Source organism: Streptosporangium minutum (assembly GCF_002149035.1).
Taxonomy (GTDB): domain Bacteria; phylum Actinomycetota; class Actinomycetes; order Streptosporangiales; family Streptosporangiaceae; genus Streptosporangium; species Streptosporangium minutum.
Window position 1 is genome coordinate 1 of record NZ_NGFP01000076.1, and the last position, 16,253, is coordinate 16,253.

The following is a 16,253-nucleotide window of genomic DNA, read 5'->3' on the forward strand; positions in this document are numbered from 1 at the left end:
CCCTTGACCACCCGGGCCCGGACGGAACGGCGGTGCGGCCTCCGGCGCGGGCCAGGGGCGGCAACCGGCGTCGGAGTGGACGGGCCGGTCACTCGACAACCGTTCGCGCGACGTCACCGCGTCGTCGACCGAGTGGATCGGCAGCGCGTTCCGACTGGCCCCTTCGATGTCGAGCCAGTTCGTGGCGACGCCGCCGGCCGTCGCCACCTGGTGGAGCAGCGCCCCCATGAACGCGAGACCACCCCCGGTCTCAGAGCGCCCGGAGCGCTCCGGCGAAGGCGTCGACGGTGGCGGCGATGTCGGACTCGGTGTGCGCGGTGGACAGGAACCACAGGCCACGCGGCACCATGTTGACGCCACGGTCGAGGAGCGCCGCGTGCAGCCGGGCCATCTTCGCCCGGTCGGTCGCGGCGAAGTCGCGATAGTCGCGCACCGCTCCGGCGTCGGTGAAGTAGGTCTGGAAGACCGGTCCGGGACCGTCCACGAGCAGGGGTACGCCCGCCTTCTCCGCCTCGGCCCTGATGCCTTCCATCAGTGCCGAGCCGCGGGCGAACAGCGTGCCGTAGACCTCCTCACGCCGCTCGTCGAGAACGCGCAGCGTCGCCTCGGCCGCCGCGATGCCGACGGGCTGGGAGTTGAACGTGCCCGCGTGGGCGACCTTCCCCGTCGAGATGTGGTCCATGACGGCCGCCTTCCCGACGAGCGCCGACACCTGCATGCCTCCGGCCATGGCCTTGCCGAACACCGACAGGTCCGGGGTGATGCCGAGGTACTCCTGCGCCCCGCCGGGCGCCAGCCGGAAACCGGTGATGATCTCATCGAAGATCATCAGGCTGCCGTGCCGGTCGCAGAGCTTCCGTACGGCTTGGAGGTATCCGGGATCGGGCAGGATCGCCCCGGTGTTGCAGAGCACCGGTTCGGCGATCACCGCGGCGATCTCGGCACCGTACCGGTCCATCAGGCGGGTCAGGGTGTCGAGGTCGTTCCACGGGCAGACGATCAGGTCCTCGCCGTGGCCCTCCTGCTGGCCCGCCGTACCGGGCACCGCGACGGGAGCGTCGGCCGGGCCGGCCAGGTCCAGGGCGGGGTGCACGCTGTAGAGGACCGGGTCCAGCCAGCCGTGGTAGTGCCCTTCGAACTTGAGGATCCTGGAACGGCCGGTGAAGCCGCGCGCCAGCCGGAGAGCGGCGTGGACCGCCTCGGAGCCGACGGTGTTGAAACGGACCCGTTCCGCCGAGGGGACCATCGCGCACAGCCGCTCGGCCACCCGGACCTCGGCCGCGTGCTGGGCCGAGTAGACCATGCCCCGCGCGGCCTGGGCCGAGATCGCCTCGACCACCTCGGGCGGGCAGTGCCCGAGCAGCGCGGGCCCCTGGCCCAGGACGTAGTCGATGTAGGCGTTGCCGTCGACGTCCCAGAGGCGCGCGCCCTGCGCGCGGTCCACGTAGAGCGGGACGCCGGTGGTACGGCGAGCGTCGCTGGATACCCCTCCAGCCAGGTACTGCTGCGCGGTGGAGTAGAGGTCGCGGCTGACGTCCAGGTTGCGGGTCATGACGACCATCAAAGGGCGCACCGCCCACCGCGGACAAGGAAGAGCGCAAGGGAGAGGTCGTCATCGCAAGGATGGGTTCTTGTGACGTCCCGACCGAGCTGGTGAGCTGGGGCACCACCCTCAGGAAGGAATAGCCGTGTTTCTCGGGCGTATCCGGCGGACTCCCGCCGACCAAGTCGAAGTCGTGGCCTGGCGCGAGGGCGGCGAGCTTCTCAGCCTGTCCGGTCTTGACGGGCCCTCCGATCCGGTGGCGCTGCTCAACCGGTACGGGCTCGACCGGCTCACCGAGGAGGTGGACCGGCTCTGGACGACCGCGTCCTCGCTGCTCGACGAGTCGGTGGTGCTGTTCGAGCCGCCGGTGGCCACCTGCACCAAGATCTGCTGCCTGGCGCTCAACTACGTGGAGCACGCCGAGGAGAGCGGGCTGGAGGTGCCGCCCTCGCCGGTGCTGTTCTTCAAGCCGCCGTCCTCGCTGACCGGTCACAACCGCCCGGTCGTGGCTCCGGCCCGGACGAGGCATCTGGAGCACGAGGTGGAGCTGGCCGTCGTCATCGGGTCGGTGACCCGGGACCTGCCGGCCGAGCGCTGGCGGGAAGCCGTGGCCGGCTACACGGTGATCAACGATATGACGGCCCGCGACCTGCAGCTGGCGAACATCGACCGCAACGTGCCGTGGGACCAGGCCAAGGGGTTCGACACCTTCGCCCCCGCGGGGCCGTATCTCGCCACCGTGGACGAGGTGCCCGACCCTCAGGCGCTCGAACTCCGCCTGGAGGTGGACGGCCAGGTGCGGCAGCGGGCGAACACCAAGCAGATGGTGTTCGGGATCCCCCAGCTGATCGCCGACCTGTCGGACGGGATGACGCTGGAGCCCGGCGACCTCGTCGCGACCGGCACCATCGCCGGGATCGCCCCGCTCCAGGAGGGCGACGTCATGCGGGCCACGGTGGCCGGCGTCGGAACGCTGGTGAACAGGGTTACATTTAGGACCGCCTAAATAGTATTATTCGGCGCATGAACGCGCCCTTCACGGTCGCCGCGCTGGTCGACATCGATGACTTCGTCGCCTCGCGGCGATCGCGCGGGCAGCCGTGGGCCCGCCACCAGCTCGACCGGGCCGGGCGGGCGGTCCAGGCGGTGACGTACGGCCGACCGACGGCGAGCTGCCGTCCGACGCCTCCCGACGAGTGGCTCGTGCTCCTGACCGGCGACGACCCCCACACGCTCATGACCGAGGCGGGCGGGCTGGCGGAGGAGCTGCGCACCCGCATCGTGGGCGAGACCGAGCTCACCGCGACCGTCAGCCTGGGCACGCCGCACAGCGGGCCGGGCGGGGTCGCGGCGGCCGAGCGGGGCGCCCGCTGGACGAACTCCTACAAGCTCCTGCTCGGCGGGGACCAGGTGATCACCTCACCCGCGCCGGACCGGCCGGGCTCGCCGCCTCCCGTGCGGATCGAGGCCGAGCTGGCCCGCCGGATCCAGGTCGGCGACGTCGGCGGCGCGGCCGGACTGCTCTCCAACTGGGTGGACCGGTGCCTGCAGGAACGCGACCTGGACCCGAAGACCCTGCACAGCTGGCTCATGGGCGAGCTGCTGTTCGTCGTCGACGTGGTCAACGGCTCCCGGCTCGCCGGCGGCTCAACGGACTGGCTGGACGCCTGCGCCCGGCTGCCGGTCGAGAGGCTGATCACCGTGACCGAGATCCACGAGCGCTCCTACCTGCACATCTGGCTGGAGGAGACCGTCAGGCGACTGGTGCCGAGCGACGGCGCGAAGGACATCCTGACGATGGCCGAGAGCTACCTGACCGCGCACTACACCGATCCCCGGCTCAGGCTCTCCACGGTCGCCGAGGCGATCTCCGCCAGCCCCTTCTACATCTCGCACCTGTTCGCGGAGGAGCGCGGGACCACGTTCCTGCGCCACCTCACCGGGCTGCGCCTGCGCCACGCACGGACCCTGCTCAGCACCTCCGCCCTGCCGGTCGACGCGGTCGCCGTCGAGTCGGGCTACCTGAGCGCGAAGGCCCTGCGGAGCGTGTTCCGGCGCCATGTCGGCTGCTCACCCACCGAATATCGGCGTCAGACATATCGGGCGCGACCATAAATAATAAATCCCTGAACCACTGCACAAAGTATTGAATTATGGGCTGCACCGAAATTAGGCTGTCTCGCATGGAACTGGCGGTCGACGGTGGACAGACCGGGCTGCGGCTCGGGCTCGCGTCCGGCGGGCGGGTACTCCTGACCCGCGAGGAACCGGGCCTGGCCTACGCGAGCGGACTCACGGTCGACGCCGTCGCGCAGAAGGTGCTGGCGGCCTGGCGGGCCCTGGCTCCGGCGGTCGCCCCGGGGGCATCGGACCTGCCGAAGGCCGCAGGCCCTTCGGCCCCGCCCCCGGCGTCGGAGGCCACGGCCGCCTCCGCCCTGCCGGTGACGCCGGACGCCCCGGTCGGCACGGTCTGCCTCGGGCTCACCACGCTGCTGGGCGGACCCGCCGCCGACCGGGAGCTGGCCGAGCGCCTGTTCGCCGGGATCGGCGCCCGGCGCGTCCTGCTCACCAGCGACGTCGTCACCGCGCACGCCGGCGCCTTCGCCGGGCGCTCCGGCGTCGTCCTCGCCGCGGGCACCGGCGCGATCGCCCTGGGGGTGGCCCCGGACGGCCACGCCCGGCAGGTGGACGGCTGGGGATACCTGTACGGCGACGCGGGCAGCGGCTTCTGGATCGGCCGGCGCGGCCTCGACGCCGCCTACCGGGGATTCGACGGCCGCGCGACCCCGGGACCGCTCACCGACCGCGCCCGGCATGTGTTCGGCGATCTGGGAACCGCGCCCCAGCGGCTCTACCTGTCCTCCGACGCCGTCGCCCAGGTCGCGGGCTTCGCCGTCCACGTGCTCGACCTCGCCGGCGAGGACGCGACCGCGCGGGCGATCGTCGAAGAGGCCGGCCGCGAGCTCGCGGTAAGCGTCGCCGCCGCCGCCCGCTCCCTCCCCGGCGACGAGCCGGTGCCCGTCTCCTGGACCGGCCGCCTGCTCCGCGCACCGGCCCTGCGCGCGGCCTTCGAAACCGAGCTGACGGCCCGCCTGCCCCGGGCCCTGCCGGCGCCCCCGGAGGGCGACGGCCTCGCGGGCGCCGCCCTCCTCGCCGCCACCTCCCGGCCCGGCCACTACCGGACGCTCATCCGGACGGTGGAGCGATGAGGGTCGGGTACGGGGCCGCCCGCCTGCCCGTCCCTCCCGGCACGCCGATGGGCGGCTACCTCGACCGGCCCGGTGACTCGGCCGGCGAGCTCGATCCGCTGCAGGTGGGCGTGATCACCTGGTCCGACGGGCGACGGCGCTTCGCGCTGGCGGTCGCGGACGTGATATGCGTCAACGACGACCTCTCCCGGCAGGCCAGGCAGGCGGTCTCGGCGACCTGCGAGCTGTGGCTGGCCGCGACGCACACCCACGCGGGCCCGGAGACCGGGTGCGTGCCCGGTGGCGGGCCGACGCCACAGCCCTGGCTCGACCGGATCGTCGGAGCCACCCGCACCGCCCTCGCGCGCGCGATGGCCGCCGAACGGCCCGCGAGGGGCTCGGCTCACCAGGGCGTGCTACGCGACGTGGGCGCCGCCCGCGGCATGCCGTCGGCCGAGCCCGCGGTCCCGATGGACGTCCTGGCCGTCCGGGACCCGGCGGGCCGCCTGGAGGGTGTCCTGGTCGTGCTCCCCGTTCACCCCACGGTGCTGCCCCCGGGCAATCTCCTGGTGAGCGCCGACCTGACCGGCGCGGTGCGCGGGGCCGTGCGGGCACGGCTGGGACCGGATGTCTGGGTCCTGGTCGCGGCCGGTACGGCCGGCGACATCAGCACCCGGCACACCCGCCGGGGCCAGGACACCGCCGAACTCGGCCGGCTCGGCGGCCTCGTCGCCGATCGCTGCGCCGAACTCCTCGACGCCGCCCCCGCCGCCGCCGAGGCCTGGACCCCCGGCTCCGTGATCGGCTGGGCGTCGCGGCGGTGCTCCCTGGCCCGCCGCTCCTCGGTCGCCGACCCGCACGCCCTGCTCGCCGAGCTGCGCGCCGCCCACGAGCGGTCCCGCACCGCCGGCGACACGACCGCCACGCGCATGGCCCTGAGCCGCCTGGAAGGCGCCCGCCTCCTCATCGAGGCGACCCCGGAGCCCGCACCCGGCGCCGCCCGCCCGCCGGCCGGGAAGCCGCCGGAGCCGGCGTCCATCACCACCGAGGTGAGCGCCGTGCGCCTCGGCGGGCTCGCGCTGGCCGCTCTGCCGGGTGAGCCCTTCGTCGCCACGGGCGAGGCCGTCCGCCGGACGCGCCCGGACCCGACGTTCGTGCTGGGCTACGTCAACGGCTACCCGGGCTACCTGCCGACAGCCGCCGCCTACGCCGGCCAGGAGTACGAGGTGCTGGCCGGCCGGGTCGCCCCCGGCAGCGCCGAATACCTCGCCACGACCGTCGCAGACCTGCTGCACGACCTCGACACCCCGGAGGACCCATGATCGGCCAGGCGGCGTATGCGGAGATCGCGCGGGCGGCGGTCGACCGGCTGCTCACCGAAGAGCACGCGACCATCGCGAGCGCCGGGGAGCTGGTCTTCCACGCGCTGCGAGCGGGCGGGGTGCTCCAGGCGTTCGGCACCGGGCACTCCAGGTCGGTCGCCCTGGAGCTGGTGGGCCGGGCCGGCGGGCTGGTCCCCGCCAACCAGCTCGGCATCCGCGACGTCGTCTACTACGGCGACGCCGCCCCCGCGGCCATCCTCGACCCGAAGGTCGAGCGCGAGCCCGGTCTGGCGGAGCGGATCTGGGAGCTGGCCGACATCCGGCCGGAGGACGTCTTCGTGATCATCTCGAACTCGGGCGGCAACGCCTCGGTCGTCGAGATGGCCCGCCTCGCCGCCGACCGCGGGCATGGCGTGATCGCCATCACCTCCCGCGCGCACACGAGCCGGATCACCGGGCGGGAGAGACTCGCCGACCTGGCCCACGTGGTCATCGACAACGGCGCGCCGTACGGCGACGCGACCGTGGAGCTGCCCGGCGGGGACGTCGTCTGCCCGGTCTCCAACCTCACCGGCGTCCTGATCGCCCAGCTCCTGGTCGCCGAGGTGGCCGGCCGGTACGTCGCCGCGGGCGGATCGCCGCCCGTGTTCAGGTCGGCCAACACCCCCGGCGGCGACGCCCACAACGACCTGCTCCTGGCCGGGTACGGCCGGCGGGTGCGGCTCGGCGACGCCTGACCGCTAGCGGAGCGACCGCTCCATCACCAGCCGGTACGGCTGCCGCGGACGCCCGGCCTGAGCCGCGCGCACGGTCGGCATGGGCCAGGCCAGCCCCTCCTCCACCAGGCCCTGCAGGACCCGGCGCGCGCTGCGCGGGGCGATCGACAGGATGTCCGCCACGATCTCGGCGTCCACCACCCTCGCCTCGGGCCCGTCTCCGAGCCTCTCGACCAGCCGCTCCAGGACCTTCGCCGCCTTCGAGGTCACCGCGGGCTCACTCACCTCGACCTTGCGTCGCCGGCGCAGCGGCAGGGACAGCACCGTTCCGTCCAGGCCGACGAGGAAGGCCGCGGTGGCGTCGGCGTTGCGCGCCTTCTCCACCGCGAGCATCGCGTTGGAGTCGGCGTCCCGGGCGGTGTTGCCCAGGCCGATGCCGACCTCGACCGCGACGCCCACGTCGGTGCGGATCCGGTCGATGAAGGGCGCGGCCCGGAAGCCGTCGGTCGCCTGTGACAGCGAGCCGACGGTGGCGGTGACCACGTAGCTGTTCTCGTCGCGCGGAACCACGGTGGCGCCCATCAGCCTGGCCTCGGCCAGCAGCGCCTGTTGCAGCGAGAGCTTCAGCTCCTGCTGCCAGTAGTTGCCCGGCCCCGAATAGCTGGGCCGGGCCGAGGCRGCCAGCTCCACCAGGACGATGGCGATCTGCGACTCCTCCAGCCGGCTGCCCGTCCCGAGGAGCGCGGCGGTGTTGAGCGCGAGCCGCAACGTGTGCGGGGTCGGCAGCATCCGCAGCACGGGCACCTGGGCCGCGGCCAGCTTCTTGGCCACGGTCCTGATCGTGGTCAGCGCCGCGGTCGTGTCCCCCTGCCGGTAGAGCTTCTCGTGGAAGCCGATGAAGCCGCGCGCCGACTCCGGCTGGTCGTACTCCGACAGGTGGACGTGGTCGGTGCTCACGCCGATCTCGCCGTAGGCCTCGCGCACGTCCGCGGCGGAGATCGAGTCGATGCTCACCCTGGCCGGGTCGATGCCGTGGCTGAGCACGCCCCGCAGCAGGCTGGAGTAGAGGCCGGAGCCGTTGACCGGGACGAACGTCGCGGGCACCGGCAGCTCACCCGACTGCCGGGCCAGGTCGTGCTGGAGAGGCCCGGTGAAGAGGACGACGTCGATACTGTCGGCGATCTTGCAGAACTTCTCGTATGTCTCGTGCTCCTCCGCGTGCGGCGCGCCGACCAGCCGCCAGTCCGCGGCCGCGGGCAGATCCGCTCCGATCGACATGATCTGCTCGACCAGGTCGTGCGGCCCCACGACGCCGATCGTCACCCTCGATCGCGTCTCGGACCGTAGCCGCTCCATGACCGACATCACTCCTTATCCGAGTCGCCCCCATCGGGATGATAAATCGCGCTCAGGGTGCGGTCACCTGACTGGAACGTGCTCGCCGGGCGTTGTCCCGCCACTGGAGCAGATCGGTCATCGTTCCACCGAGCACAGCGGCTCTGGCGTCGTCACTGAGATCACTGAAGAGTACCCGTCCGAGCGACATCCGGAGGTCGATGAACGGGAAGTCGGAGCCGAACACCACCTGCCGCGGACCAACTTCGCGCACCATGCGGGCGAGGTCGGCGCCGGTGTTGTACGACCCGCACACCTCCAGCACCACCCCCGGACGGCGCTGCGCCACCCCGATGGCCGCGTCGAACCCCAGCGGGGTGGCGCCCGCGTGCCCGGCGAGGATCACCGCCCCCGGGTACCGGACGGCCATCTCCTCCACCATGGGCAGGTCGTTGTACGGCGAGCCGTCGTAGGTGTGGGTGAGCACCGGGCAGCCGGTGCGCTGCGCGAACTCCCACACCGGCGCGTACCTCGGGCCCGTGAGCGGGTAGACGTGCAGGTCCGGGTGGAGCTTGACACCCCCGAAACGGGGGTCGGCGCCCCACTTCTCGATCTCCCCCACCGGGTCCTGCCACGGGTTGACGGTCAGGTAGCCGGTGAACCGGCCGGGGGCGTGGCCGACGACCTCGGCGGTCGCCGCGTTGCCCGCCGCGGCGTCGAGCTGGATCGCCAGGTGGCTGGAGAGGACGGCGTGCGACACCCCGCAGCGGTCCATCACCCTGACCATCGCCGCCGGCCCCGCCTCGGGGATGAAGAACAGGCTGTACGGCCCGGCGTGGGCGTGCGCGTCGACGATCCGCAGGCTGTGCTGGGGACGGCGCTCCCACAGGGCGGACGTGAGGGGGTTCACGCTGCTCTCGCCTTCTTGCGGAGCAGGCTCCGCAGGTTTCCCGCGCCGATCGCCGCCACCGCGCCGTCGTCGAGCTCCGACCAGAGCAGCCGGGTGACCGCCTCGGCCGGGTCACGGGTGGGCGCGCCGGTGCCGAAGATCAGCCGCTGCTCGCCGAACCGCTCGACGAGCCACTCCAGACCGCAGTGCGAGGAGAGGTTGGCCAGCCCCAGGTGGACGTTCTCCGTGCGGGCCAGGACGCCGGCCGCCTGGCGCAGGACGCGGTAGCCGAGCCCGCCGACCACGATCGCGAGGTGCGGGCGGGCCGCGGAGACCGCCTCCACCTGCGGCCACGTGATCTGGGCGGCGTCGAGGAGAAGGGGGAGCCCGGCTCCGGCGACCGCGTCGAGCATCGGCGCCGCGTCCACGCCCGCGAGGTCGTAGCCGTGGTCGGCGGGGTAGGCGCGCACCGCGTGGACCCCGCTCTCCAGGGCGGCGGTCACGAACTCCGCCGGGGTGCCCGTCTCCCCGCAGGTGTCGGGGAGCATCACCCAGCACGGGTGCAGCCGGGGCTGGCCGGCGACCAGCTCCAGCAGCGCCTGGTTGCCGGTGCGGGGGTCGTGCAGCCACGACAGTGTGTGCCCGACCAGCGCCTCGGAGATGCCGAAGCGGTCCATCCCGGCCAGCGCCTCCGCGACGGTGCCCGCGCCGACGTCGCGCGCGGGATGGCGGCCCAGCATCGCGTCGGTGTCTATCAGCACGGGCCCTCGGCTACTCATCGGCCGCTGCTTCCAGGTGCCAGCGGCCGGACGAGGGGAGGGTGACCGTGAGGCCCGGGCGCAGCCGTACCCCGTTGAGCGCGAGCCTGGTCACGCCGGGGGCGTGGACCCTCAGCTCGGCGCACCGGTCGGTGTCCACCACCGCGGCGAACCCCCCGCGGTAAGTGACGTCGGCCGCGACCAGTCCCCGGGCCTCGACCAGGGCGATCCCGTCGTGGACGAGGGAGGGGCCCCAGCAGGCGGCGGCGAGCAGGACGCCCCCGGTGTCGCAGCGCGTCCACTGGTGGCCCGAGAAGGCGTCGACGACGCCGCCGAGGGAGACCTCGCCGCCGCGCAGCCGTACCGCCGGAGGGTTCTCGGCGTAGGGGAAGAGACCGACCGTGAACGTCCCGGCCCGCTGACGCAGGCCGAGGGTGTGCACCTCGCCGTACTCGGCGGTCCCGGTCGAGGGGTCGGGGATCCGGCTCGGCCCGGTGCCGTGCAGGACACCCGTGACCGCCTCGGGGTCGGCGGGGAGCACGTAGAGGCCGGGGCCCCGCACGTTGGCGTGCCCTCCGGCGCGTTCCGTCCAGGGTGAGCGGCCGTGCACCTGCCAGACGGCCTCCGGGCCGTCCTCGATCTCGTCGGTCACCAGCCAGTACGACGGGGAGTCGCGGACGAAGACGATCCGCCGGTCGTGCCGCTTGGGGTAGCCGTGGTGGTGGCCCGCGAACACGTCGACGTGCGGCAGGGCCGCGAACGTGTCGCAGGTGGCGTCCCGGTCGGCGGCGAAGTCCTCACCCGGCAGGAGCACCGTGTTGTGCCCGCGGGTCGCCTGGTACCAGTCGTAGTAGCCGGGATCGTCGTAGGAGGGCGGGCCGCCCGCCTCCCACGCCAGGGGAACGCCCCAGCCGGACAGCACGAAGTCCAGCGCCGCGTGGTGGCTGTGCGGCTCCAGCTCGTGGCCGACGAACGGCCCGTAGTTCACCACCGTGTGCAGCGAGTCGGCCTCCCAGCCCGTGCGGAAGACCGCGTACCGGCTGGTGTCCAGGGTGCGGGAGGAGGAGTCGGGCTCGCCCGCCGGAGCGGGCACGGGCGCGCCGTCCGGGCGGGGCGGCAGCCACGCCAGCTCGCCGCGTAGCTGCTCGGGCGTCAACCAGCGCCGGGCGAGCGCCTCGTAGCCGGCGTCGCCGAGGAGGTAGTGGCCGCGCAGCAGGTGTGCGGCGGGCCAGAACAGGCCGCTGTCCTGCAGGTGGGGGATCCACCCGGCGGGGGTGACGAGCGCGACGTACCAGTCGTGCATGGCCCGGACCTTCGGGTGGCCGGCCAGGTCCCAGCCCAGGTACTGCTCGCCGATGACGGCGGCCCGCTGGACGGCCTCGACGCACATGCTGTGGTAACCGGGAGAGCGCTCGTGGTGCCCGCCGTCGGCCCGGACGTCGAGTTCGAGGTGGTCGAGGATCCGCGCCTTGGCGACCTCGGCCCAGCCGCTTGCCTCGCCGAACTCGGGGAAGACCGCGGCGACGTGCAGGAGCTCGGACGCGCACGCGAACTGCCAGTTGCCCTGCCGGAACTCGTCGTGCTCCTCGGCCGCCCAGCGGGCGCCGCCGAGGATGGTCTTCACCATCCGCAGCCAGCCCTCGCGGCTGAGCGCGGGCTCCTCGCCGAAGACCGCCAGGGCCTGGGTGACCAGGGAGGAGCGCGCCCAGACGCCGAGGGAGTACCAGATGACGTCGAGACCGGGCCAGTCGCCGGCCACGTGGTCCCGGCTGTCGTACCACTGGCCGAACAGCCGGTCCCACTCCTTGGCGTAGGCCGGGTCGCCGGTCAGCGCGTAGGCCGAGACCAGCGGCGACATCCACCTCAGGTAGTGGAACCCGTACAGCCTGGACCGTCCGCGGCCCCTGTCCAGGAAGTCGACCTCGGCGCCGAGGAGCTCGTCGGCGGCGGCGACGGCCTGCGCGGCGGCCTCCGTCCCGGACATGGCCGCCGCCCAGCGGGCGACGTCGAACACCGGCCGGGGGCCGGTCCTGGTGGACAGGTGGCGGCGCAGCTCCTCCACCGTCGCGGTCCCGGTCGCCGCGAGCAGGTCCTCATCGGTGATGTGACGCATCCGCACGGGATCGATGTGTGGCGGTTTCTCCACGTACTGCACGTCAGTCCCTCCCCGCGACCTTCACCGGCAGGCCCGTCCGCGCGGACTCGTGCGCGGCGGCGAGCACCGCGGTGACGTGGCGGGAGCTCTCAACCGTGATCAGCGGCTCGGTTCCCGTCCGGGCGCAGTGCACGAAGTGCTCGATGGCGTCGCGGTAGGCGCCGGCCGGAATGCCGTGGACGACGCGCTGGAGCATGTTCCGGGGATAGGTGTAGCCCTTGTCGGTGGCGAGCTGGATGTTCTCCCGCTGCCGGTCGAGCTGGACCACGCCGTCCTCTCCGACCACGGTGACGTAGCTGTCGACCATGGTCGGGAAGGTGTTGGGATAGATCCAGGCCGACTCGAACGTGGCGGTGGCGCCCCGGCTGAACCGGGCCTGGATCTGCATGGCGTCGGGGGTGTCGACGCCCATCGCCCGGAGCTTGCCGTGGCGGGCCGTGGCGAAGACCTCGACCACCTCGTCGTCGAACAGCCAGGTCACCAGGTCGATGTCGTGGCTGGACAGGAACCAGGCGCAGGTCGTCCGATCCGCCCAGCCGATCATCTCGGTGGGCACGTGGATCGTGTCGTTCTTCCTCGCGTAGCCCACGACCGCCTCCCCCAGCAGGGGCATCTGGTCCTTGGCCTGGGCGTAGGCGGGCACCCAGCGGTGGTTGAACAGGCACATCGCGACCACGCCCGCCCGCCGGATCGCCGCGAGCGCGCGGTCGGCGTCGGCCACCGTCGTGGTGAACGGCTTCTCCACCAGGATGTGGACGCCCGCCTCGGCCGCCGCCACCATCACGTCGGCGTGCAGGTGGTCGGGCGTGGTGATCGACACCGCGTCGACCGTGCCGGAGGCCAGCAACTCCTGGTAGTCGAGGTGGACGGTGGCTCCCACCCGCCCGGCCAGTTCCTCCGCGTGCTCCCGGGTACGGCTGGCCACGGCGGTGATCTCGGCGTACGGATGGGCCGCCAGCACCTCGGCGTGCCCGCGGCCCATGATCCCGGCGCCCACGATGCCGACTCGTAGCTTAGACAAGAGCGTCATTCCAATTCTTCTCTGCGGTGTCGAGCGCGTCCTTCACGCTCTTCTGTCCCTGGAACACGGCGCGGATCTCCTCCGCCAGGGACTCGGCGAGCTCGGTGTCCTTGGCCGTGCCCATCGGTGTGTACTCCAGCTTCGGCAGCCCCTTGACGATCACCTGGCGGGCGACGTCCATCGGCTCGGTGCCGCCGGTGCCGGTGAAGAAGGGGTCCTTCGTCGAGGAGATCGTCGACGGGTAGATCGGCACGATCTTGCAGAAGGCGAGCTGGTTGGCGCCGTTGGTGAAGAACTTGATGAACTCGGCCGCCGCCTTCTTGTGCTTGGAGGCCTTGGGGATCGTGAACGTCTGCTGGGCGTTGAGCAGATAGCCGCCGCCGGCCGTCTGGACGGGCTCGGTGACGACGAGGTCCTTGTAGATGTCGGGGGCGTTCTTCTGGATGTTGACCAGGGTCGAGCCGTTGGCGCTGGCCGTGAAGGCGACCTGGCCGTTGTCGAGGCTCTGCGGGAGGGCGCGGACGTCCTTGGAGACGGAGCCCGGCGCGATGCCGTGCTCGTCGTAGCTCTTCTTGAACCTCTCGATGATCGCGGCGACCTCGGGGGTGTTGAACGCCGCCTTCTTCCGGTCCTCCGACAGCAGCGTGACCCCGTAGTAGCGCAGCACGGAGACGACGGACGGCCCGGGGATCTCGTTGATGCCGTAGACCTTGGTCTCGTCGTAGACCTTGGCCGCCAGGGCCAGCGCCTCGTCGTAGGTCTTCGGCGGCGCCTTCTCGTCGAAGCCGGCCTTGGACACGACCGACCTGCGGTACATCGCCACCGGGGCGCCGCCGTTGTACCAGGGCACCCCGTAGAGCTTGCCGTCCTGGCGCAGCGGCGCCACCAGGTTCGGCTGGAAGTCGGCCAGCTCCTCCGGCTTGAAGTAGTCGTCCATCGGCGCCAGCGACGGGATGAACCTGCCGAGGTCGGGAGAGCCCAGGTTGACCGCGTCGGGCACGTCGCCGCTGGCCATGGCCGCGAGCAGTTTGGTCGCGCTGTCCTGGCCGGGCACGTCAACCCACTTGACGGTGACCTTGGGGTGGTCCTTCTGGTACTGGGTGATCAGCCCGGTGACATAGTCGTTGAAGTTCTTCTTCAGGTTGATCGTCCAGAATTCGACCTCACCCTCGAACGGCTGGTCGGCCGCGGCGGAGGGGGCGCCGGCGGAGGTGCCCGCCACACAGCCGGTGGTGAGAACCGCCAGCGCCAGCAGCCCTGCCGCTAACGCCGTCCTGGGTGGAGTCATTACGAGCCTCCTGAATTGCGGCCGTCCTTAAAGCATTCTTTCGGCACAATGTCAGCCCGGCCACGACCCGTCAAGCCCCTCGATCCATCTCGCTCACAACTGATCCGGCCAGCCTGTTCACCCTTGACGAACGCGATTCGGCAAAGATACGCTCCCGGAATTCTGGCCTGCCGTTATCTAATCTACGGCCCTCACAAATTCGCGCTGAAGGGTGTTAGCGCCGATGGCCATACACGTACAAGAGAGCCACGCGCCTTCGGCGGCCCCGGCGCGGCGTGGCCGCAGAAAACGCGACGTACGAGCGCCACGGTCCGGCAGGTTGCCGGGGCAGCGCTGGTACACCCCCTACCTGTTCCCGCTGCCCGCCCTGATCCTGTTCGGGGTCTTCTTCGCGTGGCCGGCGATCACCGCGATCCAGCTGTCGTTCTTCGACTGGGACGCGATCTCCGAGCCGGTCTTCGTGGGCGCGGGCAACTTCGCCCGGCTCATGAGCGACGACAGGTTCTGGACCGGCCTGGGCAATTCGCTGCTGTTCCTGGTGGGGATGTTCCCGCTGCTCGTCGTCATCCCGCTGCTGCTGGCCGTACTCGTCAACCAGCGGCTGCCGGGCATCAAGACGTTCCGGATGCTCTACTACCTGCCCGTCGTGACCTCGATGGTCGCGGTCGGCGTCGCCTGGGAGTACGTCTTCAACCAGCAGGGCGTGCTCAACTGGATCCTCACCGGCTTCGGCGTCCTCGACCAGCCGATCCAGTATCTCCTCGACCCCGTGTGGGCCCTTCCGGCCCTCGTCCTCGTCGAGGGCTGGAAGAGCATGGGCGTCTTCATGATGATCTATCTCGCCGGGCTGCAGACCATCCCCACGAACCTCTACGAGGCCGCCAAGGTCGACGGCGCCTCGGCCTGGCACCGGCTGCGCCACATCACCGTCCCGCTGATCGTCCCCTACATCGCGGTCACGCTGACCATGGAGATGCTGGAGGCGATGCAGGTCTTCACGTCCGTCTACGTGATGACCCAGGGCGGCCCCCAGGACTCCACCCTCACCCTCGGCTACTACATCTGGTCGGCGGCCTTCCAGAAGTACGACATGGGTTACGCCAGCGCCATGGGCCTCGTCCTGTGGGTCCTCCTGATCCTCATGGCGCTCGCCAACTACCGGATCACCAAGGGAAGGACGGTCACGCCATGACGCCCAAGCTCGCCTTCTGGCTGCGGCGCGCGGGCATGTACGTCCTGCTGACCGCGATCGCCCTCGTCTTCGTCGGCCCGTTCCTGATCCTGCTCTCGGCCGCCTTCAAGCCCGCCGGCCAGGCCGTCTTCTCCTTCCCTCCCGACGTCATCCCCCGGCCCCCGGTCCTGACCTGGGTGAAGGAGGCGTGGACGACCATCCCGTACCCGACCTACCTGCTCAACTCGGTCGTCTACGTCGGCGTGATGGTGCCCGTGTACATCATCGTCTCCGCGCTGTGCGCCTACCCGCTCGCCCAGATGAACTTCCGCGGCAAGAACCTCATCTTCTTCGCCATCCTGTCGACGATGTTCCTGCCTGGCGAGGTCATGCTCCTCCCCCGCTTCCTGGTGGTCTCGCAGCTCGGCCTGGCCGACACCTACGCGGGCGTGATCCTGCCGGGGCTGCTGTCGGCTTTCGGGATCTTCCTGCTCCGCCAGACCTTCGCGGGCGTGCCGCGCGAGGTCATCGACGCCGCCCGCACCGACGGCTGTCACGAGCTGAGGATCTTCTGGCACGTCATGCTGCCCGCCGCTCGTCCCACCCTGGCGATCCTCGGCATCTTCGGCTTCATCTCGGTCTGGAACAGCTTCATCTGGCCGATGGTCGTGCTGAAGGACTCCGCGATGTACCCGATCGCGCTGGGGATCTCCTACCTCGCGGGCGTCACCGGCACCGACGTCCGCAGCCTCGCCGCCGGGACGGTCATCTCGATCCTGCCCGTCGTCATCTTCTTCATGATCATGCAACGTCACGTACTCGAAGGCATGCGCGGCGCGGTCAAGGGCTGACGTCGCGCGAAAGGTG

15 protein-coding genes are annotated in these 16,253 nt (G+C 71.6%); 7 read left to right on the forward strand and 8 right to left on the reverse strand.

Annotation, left to right across the window (positions count from 1 at the left end):
• Positions 1–228, reverse strand: a 228-nt coding sequence (locus CA984_RS47235) for a hypothetical protein (RefSeq protein WP_207620920.1), incomplete at its 3' end; no start/stop codon positions are given.
• A 22-nt stretch (positions 229–250) separates the two neighbouring features.
• Positions 251–1,552, reverse strand: coding sequence for an aspartate aminotransferase family protein (locus CA984_RS17975; protein WP_165781306.1), 1,302 nt, complete (start codon positions 1,550–1,552; stop codon positions 251–253).
• A gap of 136 nt (positions 1,553–1,688) precedes the next feature.
• Here CA984_RS17975 and CA984_RS17980 point away from each other — a divergent pair, with 136 nt between their 5' ends.
• The 5 genes from CA984_RS17980 to CA984_RS18000 all read left to right on the forward strand — a co-directional run bounded on the left by CA984_RS17980 (position 1,689) and on the right by CA984_RS18000 (position 6,790).
• Positions 1,689–2,549 (forward strand): fumarylacetoacetate hydrolase family protein, encoded by an 861-nt coding sequence (locus tag CA984_RS17980; RefSeq protein ID WP_242676021.1) that lies wholly within the window; start codon positions 1,689–1,691, stop codon positions 2,547–2,549.
• Positions 2,550–2,566: 17 nt separating this feature from the next.
• Positions 2,567–3,658, forward strand: a complete 1,092-nt coding sequence (locus CA984_RS17985; RefSeq protein WP_086573826.1) for a helix-turn-helix domain-containing protein — start codon at positions 2,567–2,569, stop codon at positions 3,656–3,658.
• 68 nt (positions 3,659–3,726) lie between these two features.
• Positions 3,727–4,752: a BadF/BadG/BcrA/BcrD ATPase family protein gene (locus CA984_RS17990; RefSeq protein WP_165781307.1), complete on the forward strand. Its 1,026-nt coding sequence runs from the start codon at positions 3,727–3,729 to the stop codon at positions 4,750–4,752.
• Positions 4,749–6,053: a hypothetical protein gene (locus CA984_RS17995; RefSeq protein WP_086573832.1), complete on the forward strand. Its 1,305-nt coding sequence runs from the start codon at positions 4,749–4,751 to the stop codon at positions 6,051–6,053. The genes CA984_RS17990 and CA984_RS17995 overlap by 4 nt, the downstream gene beginning before the upstream one ends.
• On the forward strand, positions 6,050–6,790 hold the full coding sequence (locus CA984_RS18000; protein ID WP_086573835.1) for an SIS domain-containing protein: 741 nt from the start codon (positions 6,050–6,052) through the stop codon (positions 6,788–6,790). The genes CA984_RS17995 and CA984_RS18000 overlap by 4 nt, the downstream gene beginning before the upstream one ends.
• 3 nt (positions 6,791–6,793) lie before the next feature.
• Here CA984_RS18000 and CA984_RS18005 read toward each other — a convergent pair whose 3' ends face one another.
• Genes CA984_RS18005 through CA984_RS18030 form a run of 6 tightly spaced genes read right to left on the reverse strand, consistent with a single transcriptional unit; the run spans position 6,794 to position 14,215 of the window.
• Positions 6,794–8,125 (reverse strand): transcriptional regulator, encoded by a 1,332-nt coding sequence (locus tag CA984_RS18005; RefSeq protein ID WP_133061701.1) that lies wholly within the window; start codon positions 8,123–8,125, stop codon positions 6,794–6,796.
• 52 nt (positions 8,126–8,177) lie between these two features.
• Positions 8,178–9,014: an amidohydrolase family protein gene (locus tag CA984_RS18010; protein ID WP_086573841.1), complete on the reverse strand. Its 837-nt coding sequence runs from the start codon at positions 9,012–9,014 to the stop codon at positions 8,178–8,180.
• Positions 9,011–9,754, reverse strand: a complete 744-nt coding sequence (locus tag CA984_RS18015; RefSeq protein ID WP_242676022.1) for an amidohydrolase family protein — start codon at positions 9,752–9,754, stop codon at positions 9,011–9,013. Before CA984_RS18015 ends, CA984_RS18010 begins: the two co-directional genes overlap by 4 nt.
• Before the next feature lie 10 nt (positions 9,755–9,764).
• On the reverse strand, positions 9,765–11,906 hold the full coding sequence (locus CA984_RS18020) for a heparinase II/III family protein (RefSeq protein WP_086573846.1): 2,142 nt from the start codon (positions 11,904–11,906) through the stop codon (positions 9,765–9,767).
• Between the two features lies 1 nt (position 11,907).
• Positions 11,908–12,936 carry a Gfo/Idh/MocA family protein gene (locus CA984_RS18025; protein WP_086573848.1) on the reverse strand — a complete coding sequence of 343 codons (1,029 nt, stop codon included), beginning with the start codon at positions 12,934–12,936 and terminating at the stop codon, positions 11,908–11,910.
• Positions 12,920–14,215 carry an ABC transporter substrate-binding protein gene (locus CA984_RS18030; protein ID WP_086573850.1) on the reverse strand — a complete coding sequence of 432 codons (1,296 nt, stop codon included), beginning with the start codon at positions 14,213–14,215 and terminating at the stop codon, positions 12,920–12,922. The genes CA984_RS18025 and CA984_RS18030 overlap by 17 nt, the downstream gene beginning before the upstream one ends.
• A 319-nt stretch (positions 14,216–14,534) precedes the next feature.
• Here CA984_RS18030 and CA984_RS18035 point away from each other — a divergent pair, with 319 nt between their 5' ends.
• Together CA984_RS18035 and CA984_RS18040 are read left to right on the forward strand one after the other, a co-directional pair.
• Positions 14,535–15,407: a carbohydrate ABC transporter permease gene (locus tag CA984_RS18035; protein ID WP_242676023.1), complete on the forward strand. Its 873-nt coding sequence runs from the start codon at positions 14,535–14,537 to the stop codon at positions 15,405–15,407.
• Positions 15,404–16,237 (forward strand): carbohydrate ABC transporter permease, encoded by an 834-nt coding sequence (locus tag CA984_RS18040; protein WP_086573854.1) that lies wholly within the window; start codon positions 15,404–15,406, stop codon positions 16,235–16,237. Before CA984_RS18035 ends, CA984_RS18040 begins: the two co-directional genes overlap by 4 nt.
• Positions 16,238–16,253: the final 16 nt, after the last annotated feature.

What these genes read in the sequence shown, in the direction of transcription:
- CA984_RS17975 (WP_165781306.1), bottom strand. Translation starts at nt 1,552, where the DNA reads ATGACCCGCAACCTGGACGTCAGCCGCGACCTCTACTCCACCGCGCAG.
- CA984_RS17995 (WP_086573832.1), top strand. Translation starts at nt 4,749, where the DNA reads ATGAGGGTCGGGTACGGGGCCGCCCGCCTGCCCGTCCCTCCCGGCACG.
- CA984_RS18025 (WP_086573848.1), bottom strand. Translation starts at nt 12,936, where the DNA reads ATGACGCTCTTGTCTAAGCTACGAGTCGGCATCGTGGGCGCCGGGATC.
- CA984_RS17985 (WP_086573826.1), top strand. Translation starts at nt 2,567, where the DNA reads ATGAACGCGCCCTTCACGGTCGCCGCGCTGGTCGACATCGATGACTTC.
- CA984_RS18000 (WP_086573835.1), top strand. Translation starts at nt 6,050, where the DNA reads ATGATCGGCCAGGCGGCGTATGCGGAGATCGCGCGGGCGGCGGTCGAC.
- CA984_RS18040 (WP_086573854.1), top strand. Translation starts at nt 15,404, where the DNA reads ATGACGCCCAAGCTCGCCTTCTGGCTGCGGCGCGCGGGCATGTACGTC.
- CA984_RS18030 (WP_086573850.1), bottom strand. Translation starts at nt 14,215, where the DNA reads ATGACTCCACCCAGGACGGCGTTAGCGGCAGGGCTGCTGGCGCTGGCG.
- CA984_RS17990 (WP_165781307.1), top strand. Translation starts at nt 3,727, where the DNA reads ATGGAACTGGCGGTCGACGGTGGACAGACCGGGCTGCGGCTCGGGCTC.